19 protein-coding genes are annotated in these 17591 nt (G+C 73.9%); 12 read left to right on the forward strand and 7 right to left on the reverse strand.

Annotation, left to right across the window (positions count from 1 at the left end; all coding sequences use genetic code 11):
* The first annotated feature begins 13 nt into the window (after nt 1–13).
* Entirely contained in the window at nt 14–1051 is a 1038-nt protein-coding gene (locus OG871_RS10495; protein WP_371496221.1) for an agmatine/peptidylarginine deiminase, read from the forward strand.
* Between the two features lie 201 nt (nt 1052–1252).
* On the opposite strand, the gene OG871_RS10500 is transcribed toward OG871_RS10495, so the two are convergent.
* Entirely contained in the window at nt 1253–1444 is a 192-nt protein-coding gene (locus tag OG871_RS10500; protein ID WP_371496223.1) for a hypothetical protein, read from the reverse strand.
* Nucleotides 1441–1641, reverse strand: coding sequence for a hypothetical protein (locus OG871_RS10505; protein WP_371496225.1), 201 nt, complete (start codon nt 1639–1641; stop codon nt 1441–1443). The genes OG871_RS10500 and OG871_RS10505 overlap by 4 nt, the downstream gene beginning before the upstream one ends.
* A gap of 83 nt (nt 1642–1724) precedes the next feature.
* Between OG871_RS10505 and OG871_RS10510 the strand changes: the two genes are divergently transcribed.
* The 3 genes from OG871_RS10510 to OG871_RS10520 all read left to right on the forward strand — a co-directional run bounded on the left by OG871_RS10510 (nt 1725) and on the right by OG871_RS10520 (nt 4320).
* Entirely contained in the window at nt 1725–2702 is a 978-nt protein-coding gene (locus tag OG871_RS10510) for a helix-turn-helix domain-containing protein (RefSeq protein WP_371496227.1), read from the forward strand.
* Between the two features lie 421 nt (nt 2703–3123).
* Complete coding sequence (locus OG871_RS10515; protein WP_371496229.1) at nt 3124–3669, forward strand: NUDIX hydrolase; 546 nt, start codon at nt 3124–3126, stop codon at nt 3667–3669.
* Nucleotides 3670–3870: 201 nt separating this feature from the next.
* Nucleotides 3871–4320, forward strand: a complete 450-nt coding sequence (locus tag OG871_RS10520) for an FxLYD domain-containing protein (protein WP_371496232.1) — start codon at nt 3871–3873, stop codon at nt 4318–4320.
* 23 nt (nt 4321–4343) lie between these two features.
* Here OG871_RS10520 and OG871_RS10525 read toward each other — a convergent pair whose 3' ends face one another.
* A complete protein-coding gene (locus tag OG871_RS10525) occupies nt 4344–5540 on the reverse strand; it encodes a helix-turn-helix domain-containing protein (RefSeq protein WP_371496233.1) in 1197 nt (398 codons plus the stop codon).
* 302 nt (nt 5541–5842) lie between these two features.
* Between OG871_RS10525 and OG871_RS10530 the strand changes: the two genes are divergently transcribed.
* From OG871_RS10530 to OG871_RS10545, 4 genes are all read left to right on the forward strand, one after another.
* Complete coding sequence (locus tag OG871_RS10530) at nt 5843–6394, forward strand: nuclear transport factor 2 family protein (protein ID WP_371496235.1); 552 nt, start codon at nt 5843–5845, stop codon at nt 6392–6394.
* Nucleotides 6395–6450: 56 nt separating this feature from the next.
* On the forward strand, nt 6451–7089 hold the full coding sequence (locus tag OG871_RS10535) for an HAD family hydrolase (protein WP_371496237.1): 639 nt from the start codon (nt 6451–6453) through the stop codon (nt 7087–7089).
* A gap of 82 nt (nt 7090–7171) precedes the next feature.
* A complete protein-coding gene (locus tag OG871_RS10540; RefSeq protein ID WP_371496240.1) occupies nt 7172–8062 on the forward strand; it encodes a spherulation-specific family 4 protein in 891 nt (296 codons plus the stop codon).
* A 191-nt stretch (nt 8063–8253) separates the two neighbouring features.
* Nucleotides 8254–8925, forward strand: a complete 672-nt coding sequence (locus OG871_RS10545) for a TetR/AcrR family transcriptional regulator (RefSeq protein WP_371503268.1) — start codon at nt 8254–8256, stop codon at nt 8923–8925.
* Between the two features lie 55 nt (nt 8926–8980).
* On the opposite strand, the gene OG871_RS10550 is transcribed toward OG871_RS10545, so the two are convergent.
* A complete protein-coding gene (locus OG871_RS10550; RefSeq protein ID WP_371496242.1) occupies nt 8981–10360 on the reverse strand; it encodes a protein phosphatase 2C domain-containing protein in 1380 nt (459 codons plus the stop codon).
* A 340-nt stretch (nt 10361–10700) separates the two neighbouring features.
* Between OG871_RS10550 and OG871_RS10555 the strand changes: the two genes are divergently transcribed.
* From OG871_RS10555 to OG871_RS10565, 3 genes are all read left to right on the forward strand, one after another.
* Nucleotides 10701–11123 (forward strand): hypothetical protein, encoded by a 423-nt coding sequence (locus OG871_RS10555; protein WP_371496244.1) that lies wholly within the window; start codon nt 10701–10703, stop codon nt 11121–11123.
* Nucleotides 11124–11235: 112 nt separating this feature from the next.
* Nucleotides 11236–11961 carry a DUF3105 domain-containing protein gene (locus OG871_RS10560; RefSeq protein ID WP_371496245.1) on the forward strand — a complete coding sequence of 242 codons (726 nt, stop codon included), beginning with the start codon at nt 11236–11238 and terminating at the stop codon, nt 11959–11961.
* Nucleotides 11958–12659, forward strand: a complete 702-nt coding sequence (locus OG871_RS10565; RefSeq protein ID WP_371496247.1) for a DUF305 domain-containing protein — start codon at nt 11958–11960, stop codon at nt 12657–12659. The genes OG871_RS10560 and OG871_RS10565 overlap by 4 nt, the downstream gene beginning before the upstream one ends.
* A gap of 261 nt (nt 12660–12920) precedes the next feature.
* Here OG871_RS10565 and OG871_RS10570 read toward each other — a convergent pair whose 3' ends face one another.
* Nucleotides 12921–14357 carry an MFS transporter gene (locus tag OG871_RS10570; protein ID WP_371496249.1) on the reverse strand — a complete coding sequence of 479 codons (1437 nt, stop codon included), beginning with the start codon at nt 14355–14357 and terminating at the stop codon, nt 12921–12923.
* Between the two features lie 386 nt (nt 14358–14743).
* Between OG871_RS10570 and OG871_RS10575 the strand changes: the two genes are divergently transcribed.
* The gene (locus tag OG871_RS10575; RefSeq protein ID WP_371496251.1) at nt 14744–15307 is read left to right on the forward strand and encodes a MarR family winged helix-turn-helix transcriptional regulator; all 564 of its coding nucleotides are present in this window, start codon (nt 14744–14746) and stop codon (nt 15305–15307) included.
* A 25-nt stretch (nt 15308–15332) separates the two neighbouring features.
* Here OG871_RS10575 and OG871_RS10580 read toward each other — a convergent pair whose 3' ends face one another.
* Both OG871_RS10580 and OG871_RS10585 read right to left on the reverse strand, forming a co-directional pair.
* Nucleotides 15333–15839, reverse strand: a complete 507-nt coding sequence (locus OG871_RS10580; RefSeq protein ID WP_371496253.1) for a methylated-DNA--[protein]-cysteine S-methyltransferase — start codon at nt 15837–15839, stop codon at nt 15333–15335.
* A complete protein-coding gene (locus OG871_RS10585; RefSeq protein WP_371496255.1) occupies nt 15836–17458 on the reverse strand; it encodes a DNA-3-methyladenine glycosylase 2 family protein in 1623 nt (540 codons plus the stop codon). Before OG871_RS10585 ends, OG871_RS10580 begins: the two co-directional genes overlap by 4 nt.
* Between the last annotated feature and the right edge of the window lie 133 nt (nt 17459–17591).

Here is a 17591-nt window from a genome sequence, read left to right on the forward strand (position 1 = left end):
GGACTTGCCTCACATGACCACTCCCGCCTCGCTCGGCTACCGGATGCCCGCCGAATGGCACCCGCACGACCGCACCTGGATGGCGTTCCCGACCGACAACCAGACCTTCGACAACCCCGACCACCTGCACGCCGCCCGGCAGGCCTGGGCCGAGGTCGCCAACACCATCGTCCGCTACGAACCGGTGACGCTGATCGTCAACCTCGGTGAGAGCGCGGCGGCCCGGGAGTACGTCGCCGCCGAGGTCGAGATCGTCGAGAAGCCGCTGGACGACGCCTGGATGCGGGACATCGGCCCGACCTTCCTGATCGACGGCAAGGGCTCGCTCGCCGCCGCCGACTGGATCTTCAACGGCTGGGGCGCCCAGTCCTGGGCCCGCTGGGACAACGACCAGCACGTCGCCGAGCACATCACCGAGCTGACCGGCGTCCGGCGCTTCGCCTCCCGCCTGATCAACGAGGGCGGCGGCATCCACGTCGACGGCGAGGGCACCGTCCTCGTCACCGACACCGTCCAGCTCGGCGAGGGCCGCAACTCCGACTGGACCCGCGAGGAGGTCGAGGCCGAGCTGCACGCCCACCTCGGGACCACCAAGGCGATCTGGGTCCCGCGTGGACTCACCCGCGACTACGACGAATTCGGCACCCGCGGCCACATCGACATCGTCGCCTCCTTCGTCCGTCCGGGCGTGGTCGTCGCCCACGTCCAGCCCGACCCGGCCCACCCCGACCACGAGGTCTGCCAGGAGATCGTCGCCGGCCTGCGCGCCGCCACCGACGCCCGGGGCCGCACCCTGGAGGTCATCGAACTCCCCGCCCCGACCGTCCTGACCGACGAGGACGACGAGCCGGTCGACTACTCCTACATCAACCACTACGTCGGCAACGGCGTGGTCGTCCTGTGCGCTTTCGACGACCCCCGCGACCAGCAAGCCGCCGCCATCCTCGGCAAGGCCTACCCGGGCCGCGTCGTCGAACTGGTCGACGCCCGCGAGATCTTCGCCAACGGCGGCGGCATCCACTGCATCACCCAGCAGCAGCCGAAGGCCTGACACGTCGGTCATGAGGTAGCCGGAGCCGGGTCGTCGAGCGCCTGGAGGGCGCCCGGACCGACTCGGCTCCGGCCGTCCCGGCCACGCTCCGGACACCGCCGGTGGTCCCGGACCGCGTCCGAGTACTCGCTGATGACGTGCGCGAACGTACCGACGCCGTACAGCCCGCACACCACGCAGTAGCCGTGGCACAACTCCGGCTCAGCCACGGCCGATCCGCCGGTTCCCCCACGCGGCGCTGAACGTCTCCCACACCAGCCGCCGGCCGAGACCGTCGGTCGCCGCTCGGCCGCTCGGCTCCAGGACGTACCAGCGGTGAAGCTCGGGGTCCCAGCGGACGCCGAAGCCCTCAACCGGACGGGGCGGCGGCGAGGGGCGGGTGCGAGTGGTCATCGGGCCGCCTCCTCGGCGGAGGTGCAGGCGACGATCGCGAAGCCCAGCGGGGCGCCGGTCCCGCCGGTCGCCATGTAGGCGTGGCCGTCCGACCGGAGCGGGCCGGTCGCGTTGCCGCAGCGCCAGCAGGCCCGGCCGCGGCGCTGCTCGTCGGTCAGGTCGTCGGCACGCGGTGAGGGTGGCGCAGTGTCTGCCATGTCATCAGCATCGGCCGCGCGCACGATGATCCATATGTGCAAACGCGTCAAGACGATTGACGCCATGCGTCAAGATGGAAGCTGTGACGACGTCAACCCGTCTCGACCGCGGGGCCCGCCGCGCCGCCGAGCGGACCGCACGCGACCTCCGGCTCCACGGCCTGCGCGACGGGGCCACCGTCGCGGAGACCACCGACAGGATCCTCGCCGCCCTCGACCACATCCACCCCCTGGAAGTGCATCGCTGGGCGCACGGCTGGGGCCGCGGCGAGCTGTCCGCCCGCATCGACATCGCGTACCAGCAGGACGGCCTGATGGCGCCTGGCATCTCCGACCCGGAGATCTGCCGGTGGGAGCACGGGCAGCGCCGCCCCTCGGACGAGCGCATCGACTACCTGTGCCGCGTCTACGGAACTCGCCCGGACCGCCTGGGGTTCGGCCGTGACTACAGTGGTGTCATGCTGGGACACCTGGAGCAGGCCGGTATCGTCGACGCCTTCCCGCTCACCAACATCGAGTCCAAGTCAGACCTGGTCAGCCGCCTGAGGTCCGCCCGCGAGGGCATCACCATGTTCGGCCTGACCCGCAACTTCTACAGCAGCGACGACATGCTGCCGCTCTTCACCGCGAAGAGCCATGAGGTGCCGATCCGGATCTTCATCATGGACCCGTACTGCGAGTCCCGGCGCGACCGGTACCGTCTGGAGCCGGCCGAGGCGGCGATGGAGGACCCCGCCCGGTACGAGCGGGAGGTGCTTCGGCCGCTCGCGCAGGCCGTGGCCCGCAGCGGTGGCGACCTCAAGGTCTACCTGTACGACTTCCCCTGCAGCTTCGCGATGGAGCGGATCGACGACTCGATCCGGGTCATGCTCTACGGCCACGGCAAGCGCGGCACCGACGGGCCGATTCTCACCTTCGAGAAGGGGCCCGACGGCGGCACCCCCTACTGGGAGTACTTCGCCGGGCAGCTGGAGTGGGTGCAGCGGCTTGGCGACGCCGAGGAGATCCCCGAGCCGTGGAGCTCCAAGGGCATCAGGGTCTGGGAGTACCAGGCAGGCTGACCCCGGGCGCGACGAAGCACCCCCGCCCGGGCCGCGAGGACCAGGCAGGGGGGCGCTGTGCGTGACACTGCAGTTCGCGCCGGCACCACCCACGCCCTCCTCGGCAACCACGACGCCGCAGCGAGCCTGGTGTCCGCATCCCTGGAGCTCCGCGACCGCGCCGACATCAAGGGCGCGCCGTCCTCACGTTCGACCTCGCCGAGTGCCGCATCGGCCAAGGCGACATCCGCGCGGCCTGCGACCTCGCGCACGCCGCGATGGAGATGGCCGAAGGCGCCGTCGTGCAGCCCCTCGTCCTGCGCGCCCGGGCGTTTCAACGGAGCCTCGCACCGTGGCAGGCGACTGGGCCCGTGCGAGAGCTCACCGCCCGCGTGAGAAATTCGGAGCAGCAGCTCGTACGCGTCTGAGGAGGCACAGCCCGGTGGAGTGGAAGAGCTACGGCCGGCGCCGCGTCTACACCAGCCCCTACGTCGAGGTGTGGCTTGACGACGTCGACATCCCCGGCATCGGCCGTATCGACCACCACGTCATCACCATGCCGAAGCCCTCGGTCACCTCGGTCGTCACCGACGCGCAGGGTCGGTTCCTGCTGCTCTACCGGCACCGCTTCATCACCGGTCGCTGGGGCTGGGAGGTCCCGGCCGGCTGGGCCGAGCCCGGCGAGGACCCCGCGGCGGCGATCGCCCGCGAGGTCGAGGAAGAGACCGGCTGGCGGCCCGGCAGGGTCGAGCCGCTCGTCGAGTACGACGCCCTGGCAGGCATCAGCACCATGCACTTCCGCTCGTTACACGTGACCGGCTGCACCCAGATCGGAGACCCCGAAGATCGGAGCGAGTCCACCCGGGTCGAGTGGATCGAGGAAGCGGACGTCGTAAAGCTCCTGACCAAGGGGGAGGTCTCCGACGGTCCGTCGCTGGCCGCCCTCTCCTACTACCTCGGGCCGCATCGGCTGGCCGGCCGACGGTAGCGGGCGTCGGCGTTCCACCGAAGGCCGCCCACGACCACGTCGTCCGAATGACCGATGTTCGATCATGTGGGCGAGGAAATCCCGGGCGGCATCACCGATTCCACCACCCGTCAGTCACGAAGCGGTCACATGCGGCATGCACCGGTCCGCCTCCACGTAGCGTCGCGCTCCTCACCACATCCAACGTCCCGAGGGGGGACCATGCGCACGCGTGCCATCATCCTGACCGTCGCCGCCACCACTGCCGTTCTCGGCCTCGCCGCCTGCGACCCCGCCGCCACTTCCACGAGCACCAGTACCGCTGCTGCGGTGCCGGCCGCCACGGAGGCGGGCGGCGCCGCACCCGCGGCGGTCGCGGCCGGCGACGGCGACAAGCTGATGGATGTCGAGATCACCAAGTGCACGGTCGACGCGACGCTGAAGTGGCCGTCCGCCGAGCTGAAGATCACGAACCACAGCAGCAAGAGCTCCAACTACATGGTCCAGGTGGAGTTCCTGGACGAGGCGGGCACACGCATCGGCGAGGGCATGGCCGCCACCAACGGCCTCGCCCCCGGGCAGGCCTCCGTGCAGAAGGCGCAGGGTGCCACCGAGAGCAGGGGCAAGACCTCCTGCAAGGTCATCGACGTGACCCGCTACGCCGCCCCCTGATCGGGATGGGACCGGCGCCGTCCTCAGAGCGGAATGGCGAGGCGCCGTGCGGCGTCCGTCGCCGGGCCGGGGGTGCGGGAGCGGTGGGCGGCGGTCAGGACCAGTTCGGGGACCAGGGGGTGGGCGCGGACGGCCTCGGGGGCGATGCGGTCGGCGGCGAGCAACTCCCGTACGGCGGTGGCGTCGTCGCCCGCGCGGGCGAACAGGCGGGCCCGGTCGATGCCGTGTCGGGCGCGGCGTTCCCGGGGGAGGCGACTGAGATCGACCTCCGTGATGCGGTCCAGGACGTCGGGGTCGGCGCCGAGTTCGAGGGCGGCGTGCACGAGGTGGATCGCCAGCTCGCCGGCCGAGAACTCCGTCTGGTGGCCGGGGTGTTCGCCGACCCGGTCGGCCGCCGTGGCCGCCTCCGTCAGGTGTCCGGCGGACTCCGCCTGCCGGCCCAGCTGGGCTTCGAGGACGGCGCCGACCAGGTGCAGGGTGCCCCACAGGCTCCAGGCGCCCGGTGCGGTGTCGGTGAGCAGTCCGTCCAGGCGGGCGAGTCCGCCGTCGATCAGGGCCTGCGCCTCGGCGGTGGCGCCGACCGTCAGGCAGACCTCGGCCTGGAGCCACTGCGCCGCGGTGGCCAGCAGCGGGTCCCCGGGCACGGCCGCGGCCTGCCGGGCCTGGGCCGCCGCGGCGGTGGCCAGGTCCGGGTGGCCGAGCTTCTTGGTCAGCATCGCGGCGTTGTGCCGGGCCTCGGTGAGCAGGTGGTGCGCGATGTCCCGGTCGACCCCGGCGGACGTGTCGGCCGCCGCCCGGAGGTCGTCCAGCAACTGCGGTAGCAGGAGGCCCAGTTCGCCGTAGTGGGCGTGGCGGCGCAGCCGGTCGGTCTCGTCGACCCGTCGGCGCAGGACGTCGAGGGGCGGGGGCTCCTCCTGGACGGTCAGCGGCAGGCCGGCGCGGAGCAGGGCCCGCCGCAGGGCGGGGACCGTCCGGTGGGCGGGCCGGGTCCGCGGGTCACCGACCGGGGTCGGCCGGCCCAGCAGGTCGACCGGGTCGGCGTCGAGCGCCGCGGCGATCGCGTGGACCATGGTGTAGCGGTCCAGCGGCAGGCGTCCGCTCTCGACCGATCTGAGCCAGTCGGCGTTCCGGCCGACCTCCTCGGCGAGTTGCGCCCGGGACAGGCCGGATGCCTCCCGGTACCGTGCCACCCGCTGCCCGATGGAACGCCGAGCTGCCAACAGGATCCTCCGTCGTCGGTGGTCCTCCACGGTAGGGCTTGTCCGACGGTTCGCGTCGGATCAGCGCGCGGTGCCGGGCGCCCGGGCGGCGGTTCAGATGCTCGGGGCCTGCCGCCAGGTGGCCCCGACGGGCGTGGCCGGCCACGACGAGCAGGCGGGAAACCGGTTCCGGACGCGTACCGGCCTCTCTCATCTGCTCGGTCGCCGACGGCTGTTGACCTCAAGTCGGCTTGAACTTCTAGGGTGCTTCGTGAGCGGCCGGTCCCGGCCGACGGGGCCCACCAGTATCCGGAGTACCAGTCATGACCGTCTCCATCGCAGAGTTCGCCGCCCTTGAGGCGCGGGTCCAGGTCCTGGTGGACCGTGCCGACATCACCAACCTCATCGACCGTCACATGATCAGCCTGGACGCCGACCACGCGGCCGGCGTCACGCTGGACGAGGCCTGGGCGCGCCGGAACTTCACCGAGGACGTGCGGGTCGAGACGCCTGTGGGCGATCACGTGGGGATCGGGGGCCTGGCCGAGTCGCAGCAGACGGCACTGTCGCGGTTCGCCCGGACCCAGCACCTGGGCGCCAACCACCTGATCGACCTCGACGGCGACCGCGCCACCGTCCGCTGGAACGTGATCATGACGCACGTCCACCTGGCGTCCACACAGCAGGAGCGCGGCGAGGAGCCCGGTGGGCACTTCGACGTGGGTGGCACCTTCGACGGCGAGGTGGTGCGCACGGCCGAGGGCTGGCGGTTCCGGCGGCTGGCGGTCCGGCCGGTGTGGTTCACCGGCCGGCCGCCACTGGGACTGCCGCCGAAGGGCGAGGCGACGGTGAAGGACCTGACCGGCGACGCGTAGCGCATCCGGGCGCCCGGCTCCACGGCCGGCGGCCGACCCGTCGGTACGGTGACGGCATGCAGCGGCTCGTACTCGTCGACCTGGACCACACCCTGATCGAGCGTCGGTGTCCGGTACCCGAGTGGACGGCCGAGTTCTGCGCCGCCAGGGAGCTGCCGTCGGACGCCGTGCAGGCGATCCTGGCGGCCACGACCGCGGAGACCTTCGCCGGGCTCACGCGGCGCCAAGGGCGCGCCGGGGCCGGGGAAGCCATGTGGGCGGAGTACGTGGACGGCCTGGCGGAGCGGGTCTACTGCCTGCCGGGTGCGGTGGACGCGGTCGGGCGGCTGCGCGCAGCCGGCTGGACGGTCGTCGTCCTGACCAACGGGTACAGCGCGGTCCAGCGCGCGAAGCTCGCCAGAACGGGCCTGCTGAACGCGGTCGACGGTGTCTGCGTGTCCGAGGAGGCCGGCGCCCGCAAGCCCGACCCGGAGATCTTCCGGGTGGCGGCCCGGCGCTCGGGCCTCGATCTGGCGGCCGGGGCCTGGATGGTCGGCAACAACCCGGCGACCGACATCCTGGGGGCCCAGGCCGCCGGGGTGGGGTCGATCTGGATCTCCCCCGCCCTCCCCTGGCAGTCGGAGCAGCCCGCTCCGGACCACACCGTCCCGGACGTTCCGGCGGCGGCGGATCTCCTTCTCGGGCCGCTCGTCTGAGATTGCGTCAAGCCACCCGGGCGGGCCACCGCCGGGTGCAAGAATGCGATCACATTCGATCAACCATGGGGGATCTTCTTACATGCGCATGTTGACCAAGGGCCTTCCGGTGCTACTGATCGGTGCGGCGCTGGCGGTGGGGACCGGCGCCTCCGGAGCGGCCGCGGCCGGCAGCACCCGGGGCCTGGAGATCGCCGTCCCGGCGTACGTCCACCCGGGCGAGGCGATGCTGACCGGCATCCAGGCCACCCACCCGGCGCCGTCGATCGTGATCCTGAACCCCAACAACGGCTACGACCCGTTCAACGCCGCCTGGCAGGCGCAGGCCGACTCGCTGCGCACCGCCACCACCGCGACCGGCGGGCACACCAAGGTGCTCGGGTACGTCGACACCAACCGCACCCTGCGGCCGATCGCCGACGTCAAGGCCACGGTCGACAACTACCTCAAGACCAGCGACCACAAGCTCCACGTGGACGGCATCTTCTTCGACCAGTCCGGCCGGGACTGCGGCACCGACAACGTCACCCGCGACTACTACGCCGAGCTGCGCGCCTACGTGCAGAACGCCGTGTACGCGCTCGACCCGGAGGCCGAGGAGCTGGTGGTGGACAACCCGGGCACCGCGGTCGCCGACTGCTACCTGGAGCCCGGCCACCGCACCGCCGACACCTTCGTCACCTTCGAGGGCACCTACGCCGGCTACACCGGCGGCGGCTGGCTCGGCGGCAACGTCTTCAACTACAACGTCGGCTACTACTCCGGCGCCGCGCTCGACCCGAGCGGCACCTCCTTCTGGCACCTCGTGCACACCGCCCCGAACGCCGCGGCCTCGAACACCGCACTCGACACCGCCTTCACCCGGGGCGCGGGCTACGCATACGTCACCGACGACGTGATGGACAACCCGTGGGACGCCGCCCCGAGTTGGGGCTTCCAGACGGAGACCTCGCACGCCGCCACACTGGGCTGACACCGCACCGCCGGGCGGCGATCCCCGATCGCCGCCCGGCACCGGCCGAGCCTCCGGACCGGCCGCCCCGAGACCCGCCGCGCGCCGGTGTCCGGGGCGCCGACCTGCGGACCTGCCGCCCGTACAGCGCCGACCGGGCGGCGGCACGACGTATCGTGAGGGTCGTGCCGAGCAGCCGGGAGGAACAGCAGATGGCCCAGCCACGGGCGCGCCGGGCCGCGCGGCCCCGCGAGGAGGTCTTCGCGGCCGCCCGGGCGGCGATCGCCGAGTACGGGCTGGCCAAGCTGACCATGGCCGGGCTCGGCAAGGACCTCCAGATGAGCGCCGGCCACCTGCTCTACTACTTCGGCAGCAAGGACCAGCTGCTGCTGGAGACCCTGCGGTGGAGCGAGGAGCAGCTCGGCGAACGCCGCCGGGCGGCGCTCACCCGGCCGGACGCCACGGCCCGCGAACGCCTGGCCTCGTACGTCGAGCTGTACCTCCCGGAGGGCCCCGGGGACCCGCGCTGGATCCTCTGGGTCGAGGTGTGGGGTCGCTCGCCCGCCAGCGCCGAACTCCGGCAGGGTCAGCTGGCCATCGAGATCCCCTGGCAGGCGGACCTGGTGGGCCTGATCGAGTCCGGGGCCGCCACCGGCGAGTTCACGCCGCGCGCGGCGGAGCACGGGACTGCGGCGGACCTCGGCACGGTGGCGGGTCACGGGACGGCGGCGGGTCACGGGACGGCGGCCGATCTCGCGACCCAGATCAGGGCGCTCCTGGACGGCTTCGCGGTGCCGATCGCGATCGGTCTGCCCGGCGCGCGGCGCGAGGACGCGCTCGGTCAGGTCGCCTCCGCCGCCGCGGCCCTGCTGGGGCACCGCTGAGCGCTCGGCCGGATTCCCCGCACGCCGCCGTTGTCACTGTGTCCCGTCCGCGTCGTCACTCCGTCCAGAGCGCGGCCGCGGTGCGGTCGTCGGCGTAGCCCTTGGCGCGGACCTGGACCTGACGCAGGAAGTCGACCGTGCCCGGCGGGTGCGGGTGCGCCCAGTGGTTGGACAGGAAGTGCGCGACGGCCGGCTCCTGCTCGATGGGCTCGGCCAGGCCGGGGGTGCAGAGCAGCAGGATGTCCCCGGGGGTGGCCGGGACCAGCCGGAACCTGAAGGGACGCGGCGGCGCCGCCGGAGCGGCCGGCAGCGGTTGGCCGTCGGGGTGGTGCAGCAGGCGCGCCGCGTAGGCGTCGATCCAGTGCCCGGAGCGGAGCAGGTACAGCGCGCCGGGGCCGGTGCCGAAGGCGGCTCGGTGGGTGGCCGCCTCGTCCAGGGAGACCAGCAGGCAGTGCAGCGAGCCGAGGTCCGCCTCCGGGTTCGCCTCGGGGGTGGACGCGCGATCCGCGCCTACGGGGTCGGGGTCGACTGCGGTGGCCAGCGGGCCGGCGGCCAGCACGGTGAGCCGCTGCAGGCCGTACCGCAGCCGGTCACGGGCCCCCGCCCGGAGGTCCGAGGCGAGCTCCGTCCGGTTGCGGCCGATCGCGGCGGCGAGCCGGCGGGCGGCCTCGGCGGCCGAACCGGCGGCGGCCGCCGCAGACTCGCGCCGGCCGGGCGACGCGAGGACCGCGAGCAGCAGGCCGTCCTCCCCCTGGCCGAAGCGGGTGACCAGCAGGGCGTCCCGGCGGGACTCGCCCCGGTAGCGGGCGGAGTCGCCGCGGACGGAGACCGCGCGCAGCGTCGCCGTGCCGTACTGCGCACCGTCGAGAGCGGTGTCCGGCACCAATCCGGCGAGCGTCTCCGGCTCGGCGGCGGGCAGGGCGGTGGGCTCCGGGCCGTAGGTGGGCGGTCGGTCGCCGACGTGCGGGACGACGGGCTCCGGCCGGGGACGACGCAACGGCTTAACGGCCTGCGGGGGCTCGGCAGCGGCCTTGGGAAGCTCCGCGGCGGGTGGCGCAGCGGGTGCCGGGGCGGGCGGCGCGGGTGCCGGGGCGGGCGGCGCGGGTGCCGGGGGCGCAGGTGCACCAACGGCGGTCTGTCCGGGCACCAGGGGCGCGCGCTCCGCGGCCGGGGTCGGGGTCGGTACAGCCGGCGCGGCCGGCGTCGGTACGGGAGCGGGGGCCGGGGCAGCTGCCGGGGCGGGCGGCGGTGCGGCGGGCTCCGCCGTGCGCTGGGCGCCGATCATGCCGGCCGCCGAGTCGAACCAGTCGTCCACCGTGCCCGGGCCCGTCGCAGCGTCCGGGGTGTCCGGGAGAGTGCCGGCGGGTCCCTCGTAGACCGCGTGCCACCAGCCGTCCTCCGGCCGCCGCTGCGGGGGTGCGCCCTGGTCGCTCAACTGGCCGCTCCTCGTCCGTGTGTGCCATCTGTCGAGCGGCCTCGTGCCGGACTCGACGTCATTCTCCCCAAGAAGAACGACGGTGTCCGGGATTCGGGGACAACCCACCACCCGATGGGAGGGGTGTTCCGGCCACGGCGGGTGCCGTTCCGTCCGTGCTTGTCGGAAGTGCCCCAAGCAGGGGCGATGAAGCGGCAACCAGCCTGCGCCCGGCCGGGGAACGAAGGCCGAAGAGGGGCATCACATCACTCGTTCGGCTGATTAATATGTGCGCATGACCGCGCCAGGACCGACCGTAGCCCCGCCGGGGAGAGCCGCACTCGCGGTTTCCCGTCCGGCCGTGGTGCTTTGGTCCCTGATTCTGATCGGCCTGATGGCGCTGCTGCCCTGCGCCGACCGGGCCGGAGCGGTCACCGCGGACCCGGCTCCCCCGGTGGCCGCCGCCACCGGTCCGGTCGCGGACGGCTCGGTGCTCCACCACCACAGCCGGCCGCTCGGCCGGGTCACGGCGGCCGAACGGGACCGGACACCGCTGGCCCTGTGCACCGCCGACGACGAGCGCCCCTCGCCGGGCAGCGGGTGTTCCAACCACCCGTTCTGCGCCCCCGAGGCGCAACTCCCGAACGCGCCCCCGCAGCCGACCGCCGTCGTGCCGGCCCGGTTGATCACGGTCCGGGCGCTGCCCTGCGGAACGCAGATCGGTGTCCTGTCCGGCCCCGACCACTCGCCCGACCTGCACGCCCTGCAAGTCCACCGGTCCTGAGCGGAACCCACCGCCGGCCCGCAGCCGACCCGGTCGGCCCGGCGGCTCCGCCAACCCCACCACCCCCGCACACCGCTGTGCACCAACGCACGGCGGGGACAAGGACATCTCCATGGGTTCCGCCTCCAAGCAGTCCAAGCCGGCCTCGAACAAGCCCGGTCGCCCCGGCGGCCGCGGCGACCAGGCCGCCGACCGCAAGGCCCGGATCGCCGAGCTGCGCGCGGCCGAGGCGCGCCGCGACCGCCGCAACAAGATCGTCGCGATCAGCGTGGCCACCGTCGTGATCGGCGGCATGGTGGCCGCCGGCGGCTGGATCGCCCTCGAAGCCAAGCAGAAGCAGGACGACAAGAAGGCCGCAGCGGCCGCCGCCGAGAAGGCCCGCCAGGACGCCGCCAACGTGCCGATCGACGGCGTCCAGACGTTCGACAAGCTCGGCCGGAACCACGTCACCACGCCGGTCACCTACGCGCAGACCCCGCCGGTCGGCGGCGACCACAACCCGGCCTGGCTGACCTGCATGGGCACCGTCTACGACAAGCCGGTGAAGAACGAGAACGCCGTTCACTCGCTGGAGCACGGCGCGGTCTGGGTCACCTACAACGCCAAGGCCACCCCGGACGACATCAAGGCGCTCTCCACCAAGGTGAGCACCACCCCGTACTCCCTCATGAGCCCCTACCCGGAGGAGCAGGGCACCATCACCCTGAACGCCTGGGGCATCCAGCTCTCCGTGGACAGCGCCACCGACCCGCGGGTCGAGCAGTTCTTCACCAAGTACGTGCAGGGCCCGCAGACCCAGGAGCCCGGCGCCTCCTGCAGCAACGGGGCCATGCAGTGACCCCGGCCGAGGGGCCCGGCGCCGAGGAGTCCGGCGCCGAGGAACTGCGCGGTCCGGCCGCGCCGGCGCGCCGTCGGCTCTGGTGGCCCGCGGCGCTGGCCGCGGTGGTCGCGCTCGGACTCGGCGTGCCGGCGCTGCTGGCGGGCGGGCCGAGCGCCGCCGGGACGGTCGCCGCGGCCTCCACACCGGCGACCGACTCGCCGGAGGCCGGCTTCGCCCGGGACATGGCGGCCCATCACCAGCAGGCCGTGGACATGTCGTTCATCGTCCGGGACCGCACCGCCGACCCTGCCGTGCGGACCCTGGCCTTCGACATCATCAACACGCAGGCCAACCAGCGCGGCATGCTGATGGGCTGGCTCGACCAGTGGGGGCTCACGCAGAACTCCCCGGCCAGGCCGATGGCGTGGATGGGCCACACCTACGAGGCGCACGACGGCTCGCTGATGCCGGGTATGGCGACCAACACCGAGCTGGACCGGCTCCGCGGCCTGAACGGCCAGGACGCCGAGGTCTGGTACCTGCAGCTGATGATCGAGCACCACAAGGGCGGGCTCGAAATGGCCCGGGCCTACGTGGACGCGAGCAGCAACCAGGCCGAGAAGCGACTGGCCCAGACCATGATCAACGGGCAGCAGGCCGAGATCGACCTGATCACCGGCATGCTCGCGGAGCGGGGTGCCAAGCCGCTCAAGTGAGGCGGCGGCGTCGTGACCGGGGTGGGCCCGACCGATCCGGTCGGGCCCACCCCGGTCGCGTTGCCGGTCCCACTGGCCCCTGACCCATTCCCAGGGGACGGGCCGGACGGTGTGGCCGGTAAGGCCGGTGGCAGGGGGGCGGGCCGGACGGTGTGGCCGGTAAGGCCGGTGGCAGGGGGGCGGGCCGGACGGTGGGGGCCGGACCGCGGGGAGTGCCGCGCGGGCGGATCGCCCTGCGCGGTCCACGCCGGTGAGAGGCGGTCAGCGTCGGCCGGGGCGCGCGGTCGCGGTGGCGAGCAGCCCGGCCGCCAGCGCGACCAGCGCGAGCAGCACCAACAGACCGCGACCGCCCGCTCCCCGGCCCGCCAGGTGGACGGCCAGTACCGGGAGCGCGGTGCCCAGGGCCGTACCGAGGCTGCGGACGGTGTTCAGCATGCCGCCGCCGACCGCCGAGCTCTCGGCCGGGACGGCCCGCATCACCAGGGCGTTGTTGGCGGGCAACAGCAGCCCCAGCCCGAGGCCCACCACGAGCAGCGCCGGCACCGCGGTGGCCGGGCCGACCGGCAGCAGGGCCGACGCGAGCAGACCGGCCGCCGCCCCGAGCGCGCCCAGGCGGCAGCGCACGGCGTCCGTCCAACCGGCCGGCAGCAGGCTGCCGCCGAGCGTCGCGGCGAGCGCGAAGGCACCGGGCAGCGCGGTGATCACCAGGCCTGCGGTGGCGACCGGAACACCGGCACCGGACAGCATCACCGGGCCCAGCACCAGCGGGCAGAACAGCAGCAGGTAGCCGACCAGCGCGAGCAGCAGGCCCACCCTGATCCCCGGGGTGTTGACCAGGCCCGGGGCGATGATCGGCCGGTCGGCCCGCCGCTCCTGACGGACCAGGCAGACCGAGAACGCGGCCGAGGCCGCGAGCAGCACGAGCACCGCCCAGCCCGGCAACGGCAGGCCGGAGGCCGCGGACAGCGCCAGCAGCAGCGCGGCGGAGGCACCGGCCAGCAGCAGCATTCCGGCCAGGTCGAACCGGCCCTCGTCCTGGCCCGCAGGACGGGCGGGGCGCCCGGCCGGGTGCGTACGGGGCAGCAGGAACCAGCCGGCCAGGATGCCCAGCACGCCGATCGGCACGTTGATCCAGAACGCCCAGCGCCAGGAGGCCTGGGCCACCAGCAGACCGCCCAGGGTCGGGCCCAGCGCGAGGCCGAGGGCCTGTGCGGCCGCCTGGACACCGAGCGCGGCGCGCATGGCCCGCTCCGGCACCCCGCGGGCGACCAGGGCGACGCTGTTGGCCTGCATCATCGCGCCGCCGACCGCCTGGAGCGCCCGGCAGGCGACCAGCAGGCCAAGGCTTCCCGACAGGCCGGCCCCGAGCGAGGCCAGCCCGAAGACGGCGAAGCCGCCGAGATAGACGGTCTTGCGTCCGACCAGATCCGACAGCCTGCCGACCGGGGCCAGCAGGGCGACCAGGACCACGAGGTAGGCGAGTGCGACCCACTCGACGGCGGCGAGCCCGGCATGGAACCGGTCCTGGAGTGCCGGGAAGACGAGCGCCGTGACGCTCGCGGTGAGCTGGCCGAGGAAGGCGCCGACGCAGACCGTGCCGACCGCGAGCCAGTGCGCGTGCGGCCAGGCGGCGATGGCCCGGGGGCGGGGCCGCTCGGCGAACAGCGACCGGTCGAACAGGCGGGATCGGGCGGGCATCGGCACGCAGGAGAATATATCTGCTTCCGACACACTCCTGCACAGAGCCTCTCGGTGTTCGATCTGATCGACCCGCGAGTCATCCGGCCGCCGACCCATTCGGTCGACGAAGAAGGTCGGCATGAGGACAGTCGGACACGGAGGTGCTCGGACCAAGCAGCACTCGGACGCGGAGGTGTTCGGACGCAGGGACACTCGGACGCAGCGACACTCGGACGTGGAGGTGCTCGGCCGTGGAGGTGCTCGGCCGGTCCGGCATTCGCCTGCAGAGCCACGCGGCCTCCGAGACGGTCGGCCACCGGGACGGTCGGTCGGCGAGCGAGCTGTTCGGTCGCCGAGCTGGTCGGCGACCGAGGTGGCCACGGCGAACCGATACGCTGTCGCCCATGCCGCCGCAGCCCGTTCCCACCCCGTCGCAGCCCGAGTCCTCCGCACTGGAGGAGACGGCACGGCTGGCCCGCGCCCAGCGGCTCACCGATGTGATCACCCGGCTCCGTCGCGCGCTGCGCAGCAGCATCCGCACCGACTACCCCTGGGAATCGTTGCCCATGGCCCAGGTCGAGCTGCTGCAGACGCTGGCGGCGGCGCCCCTGCGGGTCGGCGAGCTGGCGGACCGCCAGCGGCTCGCGCCCAACACCGTCAGCGGGCTGATCGGCAAGCTGCTGGACGCCGGATTCGTGGACCGCCAGGCCGACCCCGGCGACCGCCGGACCGCCCGGATCGCCCTGACCGAGGCCGGCCACCAGCAGCTGCGGGACTGGCGGCAGGCACACGAGCGCCGGCTGGCGGACGCCCTGGAGAGCCTCTCCCCCACGGATCGCGACGCAGTGATGCGCGCCCTCCCCGGCCTGGAGCAGCTCGCACGCTCCCTGGCCGGCGGCAGCGGCAGCGGCAGCCCGGTCAACCCTGGTGTCGGCACCGCCTCCGCCGCCGACAGCCGGAGCGTCTGAACCGGGCCCGTCAGGCCCGGGCCCGTCAGAACAGGGCCGCGCCGCGCTCCAGTTCCAGCAGGAGCCGCTTGCTGTCCGTCCCCGCGGCGAACCCGGTGAGCGTCCCGTTGGCGCCGATCACCCGGTGGCAGGGGCGGATCACCAGCAGCGGGTTGGCCCCGACCGCGCCGCCCACCGCCCGGACCGCGCGCGGCGAGTGTCCGGCGGCCTCGGCGAGTTCGCCGTAGGTGACGGTGGCGCCGTACGGGATGTCGTCGAGGGCGGCCCAGACGGACTGCCGGAACTCGGTGCCGACCGGCGCCAGCGGCAGGTCGAACGTGGTCAGCTCGCCCGCGAAGTAGCCGGTCAGCTGCTCCACGGCGGGGGCCAGGGCGTCCGCGTCCGGCACCCAGCCGTCGGCGGGTTCGCTCAGCGCGCCCTTCTGGCCGGGAGCGGTGACGGCTGTCAGCGCGAGTGGCCCGCCGTCCTGGTAGACGCCGCTCAGCAGCAGACGCCCGAGCGGGCTGTCCATGGTCGTGAACGCCGTTGTCATGCCTTCTCCTCCATCGTGCTGTCCACGTTCGATGTCCGTCCGCCCGGCACCCCGCCGCCCACGGCCCGTCCGCCCGGCACGGGCACCGGCACCGGCACCGGCACGGGCACCGCACCGTCCGCGGCCCCGCCGGGCGGCGCAGCCGCCACCCAGAGCCGGTGCACGGCGTACGAGCGCCAGGGTGCCCAGGCGGGTGCGGCCCGCTCGGCGGACTTCGGGTCACCGGGCAGGCCCAGGCGTTGCAGGCCGTGCCGCACGCCCGCGTCGGTCGGCAGGAAGACGTCCGGGTCGGCCAGGGCCCGCATCCGCAGGTAGCCGACCGTCCACGGGCCGATGCCGGGCAGGGCGAGCAGTTCGGCGGCGGCCTGCTCCCGGTCGACCCCGCCGTCCAGCCGGACGGCGCCCTCGGCGAGGGCCGCGCACAGTCCGCGCAGCGCCCGGCGCCGCGACTCGGGCATCGCGAGGTGCTCCGGGGCCGCCTGCGCCAGCGCCGCCGCGTCGGGGAAGAGCAGCCGCAGGCCGCCGCTCGGCTCGGGCAGCGGCACGCCGTACTGCTCGGCGAGCCGGCCGGCCAGCGTCCGGGCGGCCGTGACGGTGATCTGCTGGCCGAGCACGGCGCGGACGGCGAGTTCGTGCGGGTCGACGTGCCCGGGCGAGCGGATGCCGGGGCGGGCCACGACCAGCGGGGCGAACGCCGGGTCGGCGCCGAGCTGACCGTCCACGGTGTCCGGGTCGGCGTCGAGGTCGAAGAGGGCGCGTAGCCGGTGCACGGCGGTGGTGAGGTCGCGCAGGTCGGTGAGGACCAGCCGGCAGTCCAGCCAGCCCCGGGTCGGCGGGTCGGCGGGGCCGAGCCCGTCCACCTCGGCGATGGCGTGGCCGTACGGGAGGGCGAGGGTGCGGCGGTAGGTGCGAACCCCGGGAGGTGTGCCGGGGACGACCTCCTCCACGCCGGGCACCGCGCGCAGGGCCAGGAAGTCGATCAGGTGGTCGCTGTCCAGCGCGCCGCGGTAGGCGAGCCGGAGGCTGATGGTGCCGGGCGTCCCGCCGCCCCGGCGGCCGGCCGCGACCTCGGTGCGCAGTCCGCTCGGGGTGCGGTCGTAGACCTCGCGCACGGTGTCGTTGAACTGGCGGACCGAGGCGAAGCCGGCCGCGAACGCGACTTCGGTGACCGGGAGTTCGGTGGTCTGCAGGAGCAGACGGGCCGCCTGGGCGCGCTGGGCGCGGGCGAGGGCGAGCGGGCCGGCACCGAGCTCGGCGGTGAGCTGGCGCTGGAGCTGGCGGGCGCTGTAGCCGAGCCGGCCGGCGAGGCCGGCCACACCCTCGCGGTCGACGATGCCGTCGCCGATCAGCCGCATGGCGCGGCCGACCAGATCGGCCCGGTGGTTCCACTCGGGCGAGCCGGGGACGGAGTCCGGGCGGCAGCGCCGGCAGGCGCGGTAGCCGGCGCCCTGGGCGGCGGCGGCGGTCGGGTAGAAGCTGCAGTTCACCCGCTTCGGGGTCACCGCCGGGCAGCTCGGCCGGCAGTAGATACCGGTGGTCCGGACGGCCGTGAAGAACACCCCGTCGAAGCGGGAGTCACGGCTGTCCACCGCCCGGTACCTGGTCTCGTCGTCGATCACGCTGTCCAGTCTGCGTCATCCCGGAGGGCTCGACTGGCGGGAATCGGACACGGTGGTCAGGCGCTGGGCCGGACATCCCTTGGGAGCGCTCTCAAGGCCTACCTCGACCCGCTAGGCTCAGCAGTGAACGGTC

The organism is Kitasatospora sp. NBC_00374 (assembly GCF_041434935.1).
Taxonomy (GTDB): Bacteria; Actinomycetota; Actinomycetes; order Streptomycetales; family Streptomycetaceae; genus Kitasatospora.

Excerpts from the sequence above, each read along its gene's own strand:
- OG871_RS10495 (WP_371496221.1), top strand. The coding sequence starts at position 14 with ATGACCACTCCCGCCTCGCTCGGCTACCGGATGCCCGCCGAATGGCAC.
- OG871_RS10500 (WP_371496223.1), bottom strand. The coding sequence starts at position 1,444 with ATGACCACTCGCACCCGCCCCTCGCCGCCGCCCCGTCCGGTTGAGGGC.
- OG871_RS10505 (WP_371496225.1), bottom strand. The coding sequence starts at position 1,641 with ATGGCAGACACTGCGCCACCCTCACCGCGTGCCGACGACCTGACCGAC.
- OG871_RS10520 (WP_371496232.1), top strand. The coding sequence starts at position 3,871 with ATGCGCACGCGTGCCATCATCCTGACCGTCGCCGCCACCACTGCCGTT.
- OG871_RS10530 (WP_371496235.1), top strand. The coding sequence starts at position 5,843 with ATGACCGTCTCCATCGCAGAGTTCGCCGCCCTTGAGGCGCGGGTCCAG.
- OG871_RS10535 (WP_371496237.1), top strand. The coding sequence starts at position 6,451 with ATGCAGCGGCTCGTACTCGTCGACCTGGACCACACCCTGATCGAGCGT.
- OG871_RS10540 (WP_371496240.1), top strand. The coding sequence starts at position 7,172 with ATGCGCATGTTGACCAAGGGCCTTCCGGTGCTACTGATCGGTGCGGCG.
- OG871_RS10545 (WP_371503268.1), top strand. The coding sequence starts at position 8,254 with ATGGCCCAGCCACGGGCGCGCCGGGCCGCGCGGCCCCGCGAGGAGGTC.
- OG871_RS10560 (WP_371496245.1), top strand. The coding sequence starts at position 11,236 with ATGGGTTCCGCCTCCAAGCAGTCCAAGCCGGCCTCGAACAAGCCCGGT.
- OG871_RS10570 (WP_371496249.1), bottom strand. The coding sequence starts at position 14,357 with ATGCCCGCCCGATCCCGCCTGTTCGACCGGTCGCTGTTCGCCGAGCGG.
- OG871_RS10575 (WP_371496251.1), top strand. The coding sequence starts at position 14,744 with ATGCCGCCGCAGCCCGTTCCCACCCCGTCGCAGCCCGAGTCCTCCGCA.
- OG871_RS10580 (WP_371496253.1), bottom strand. The coding sequence starts at position 15,839 with ATGACAACGGCGTTCACGACCATGGACAGCCCGCTCGGGCGTCTGCTG.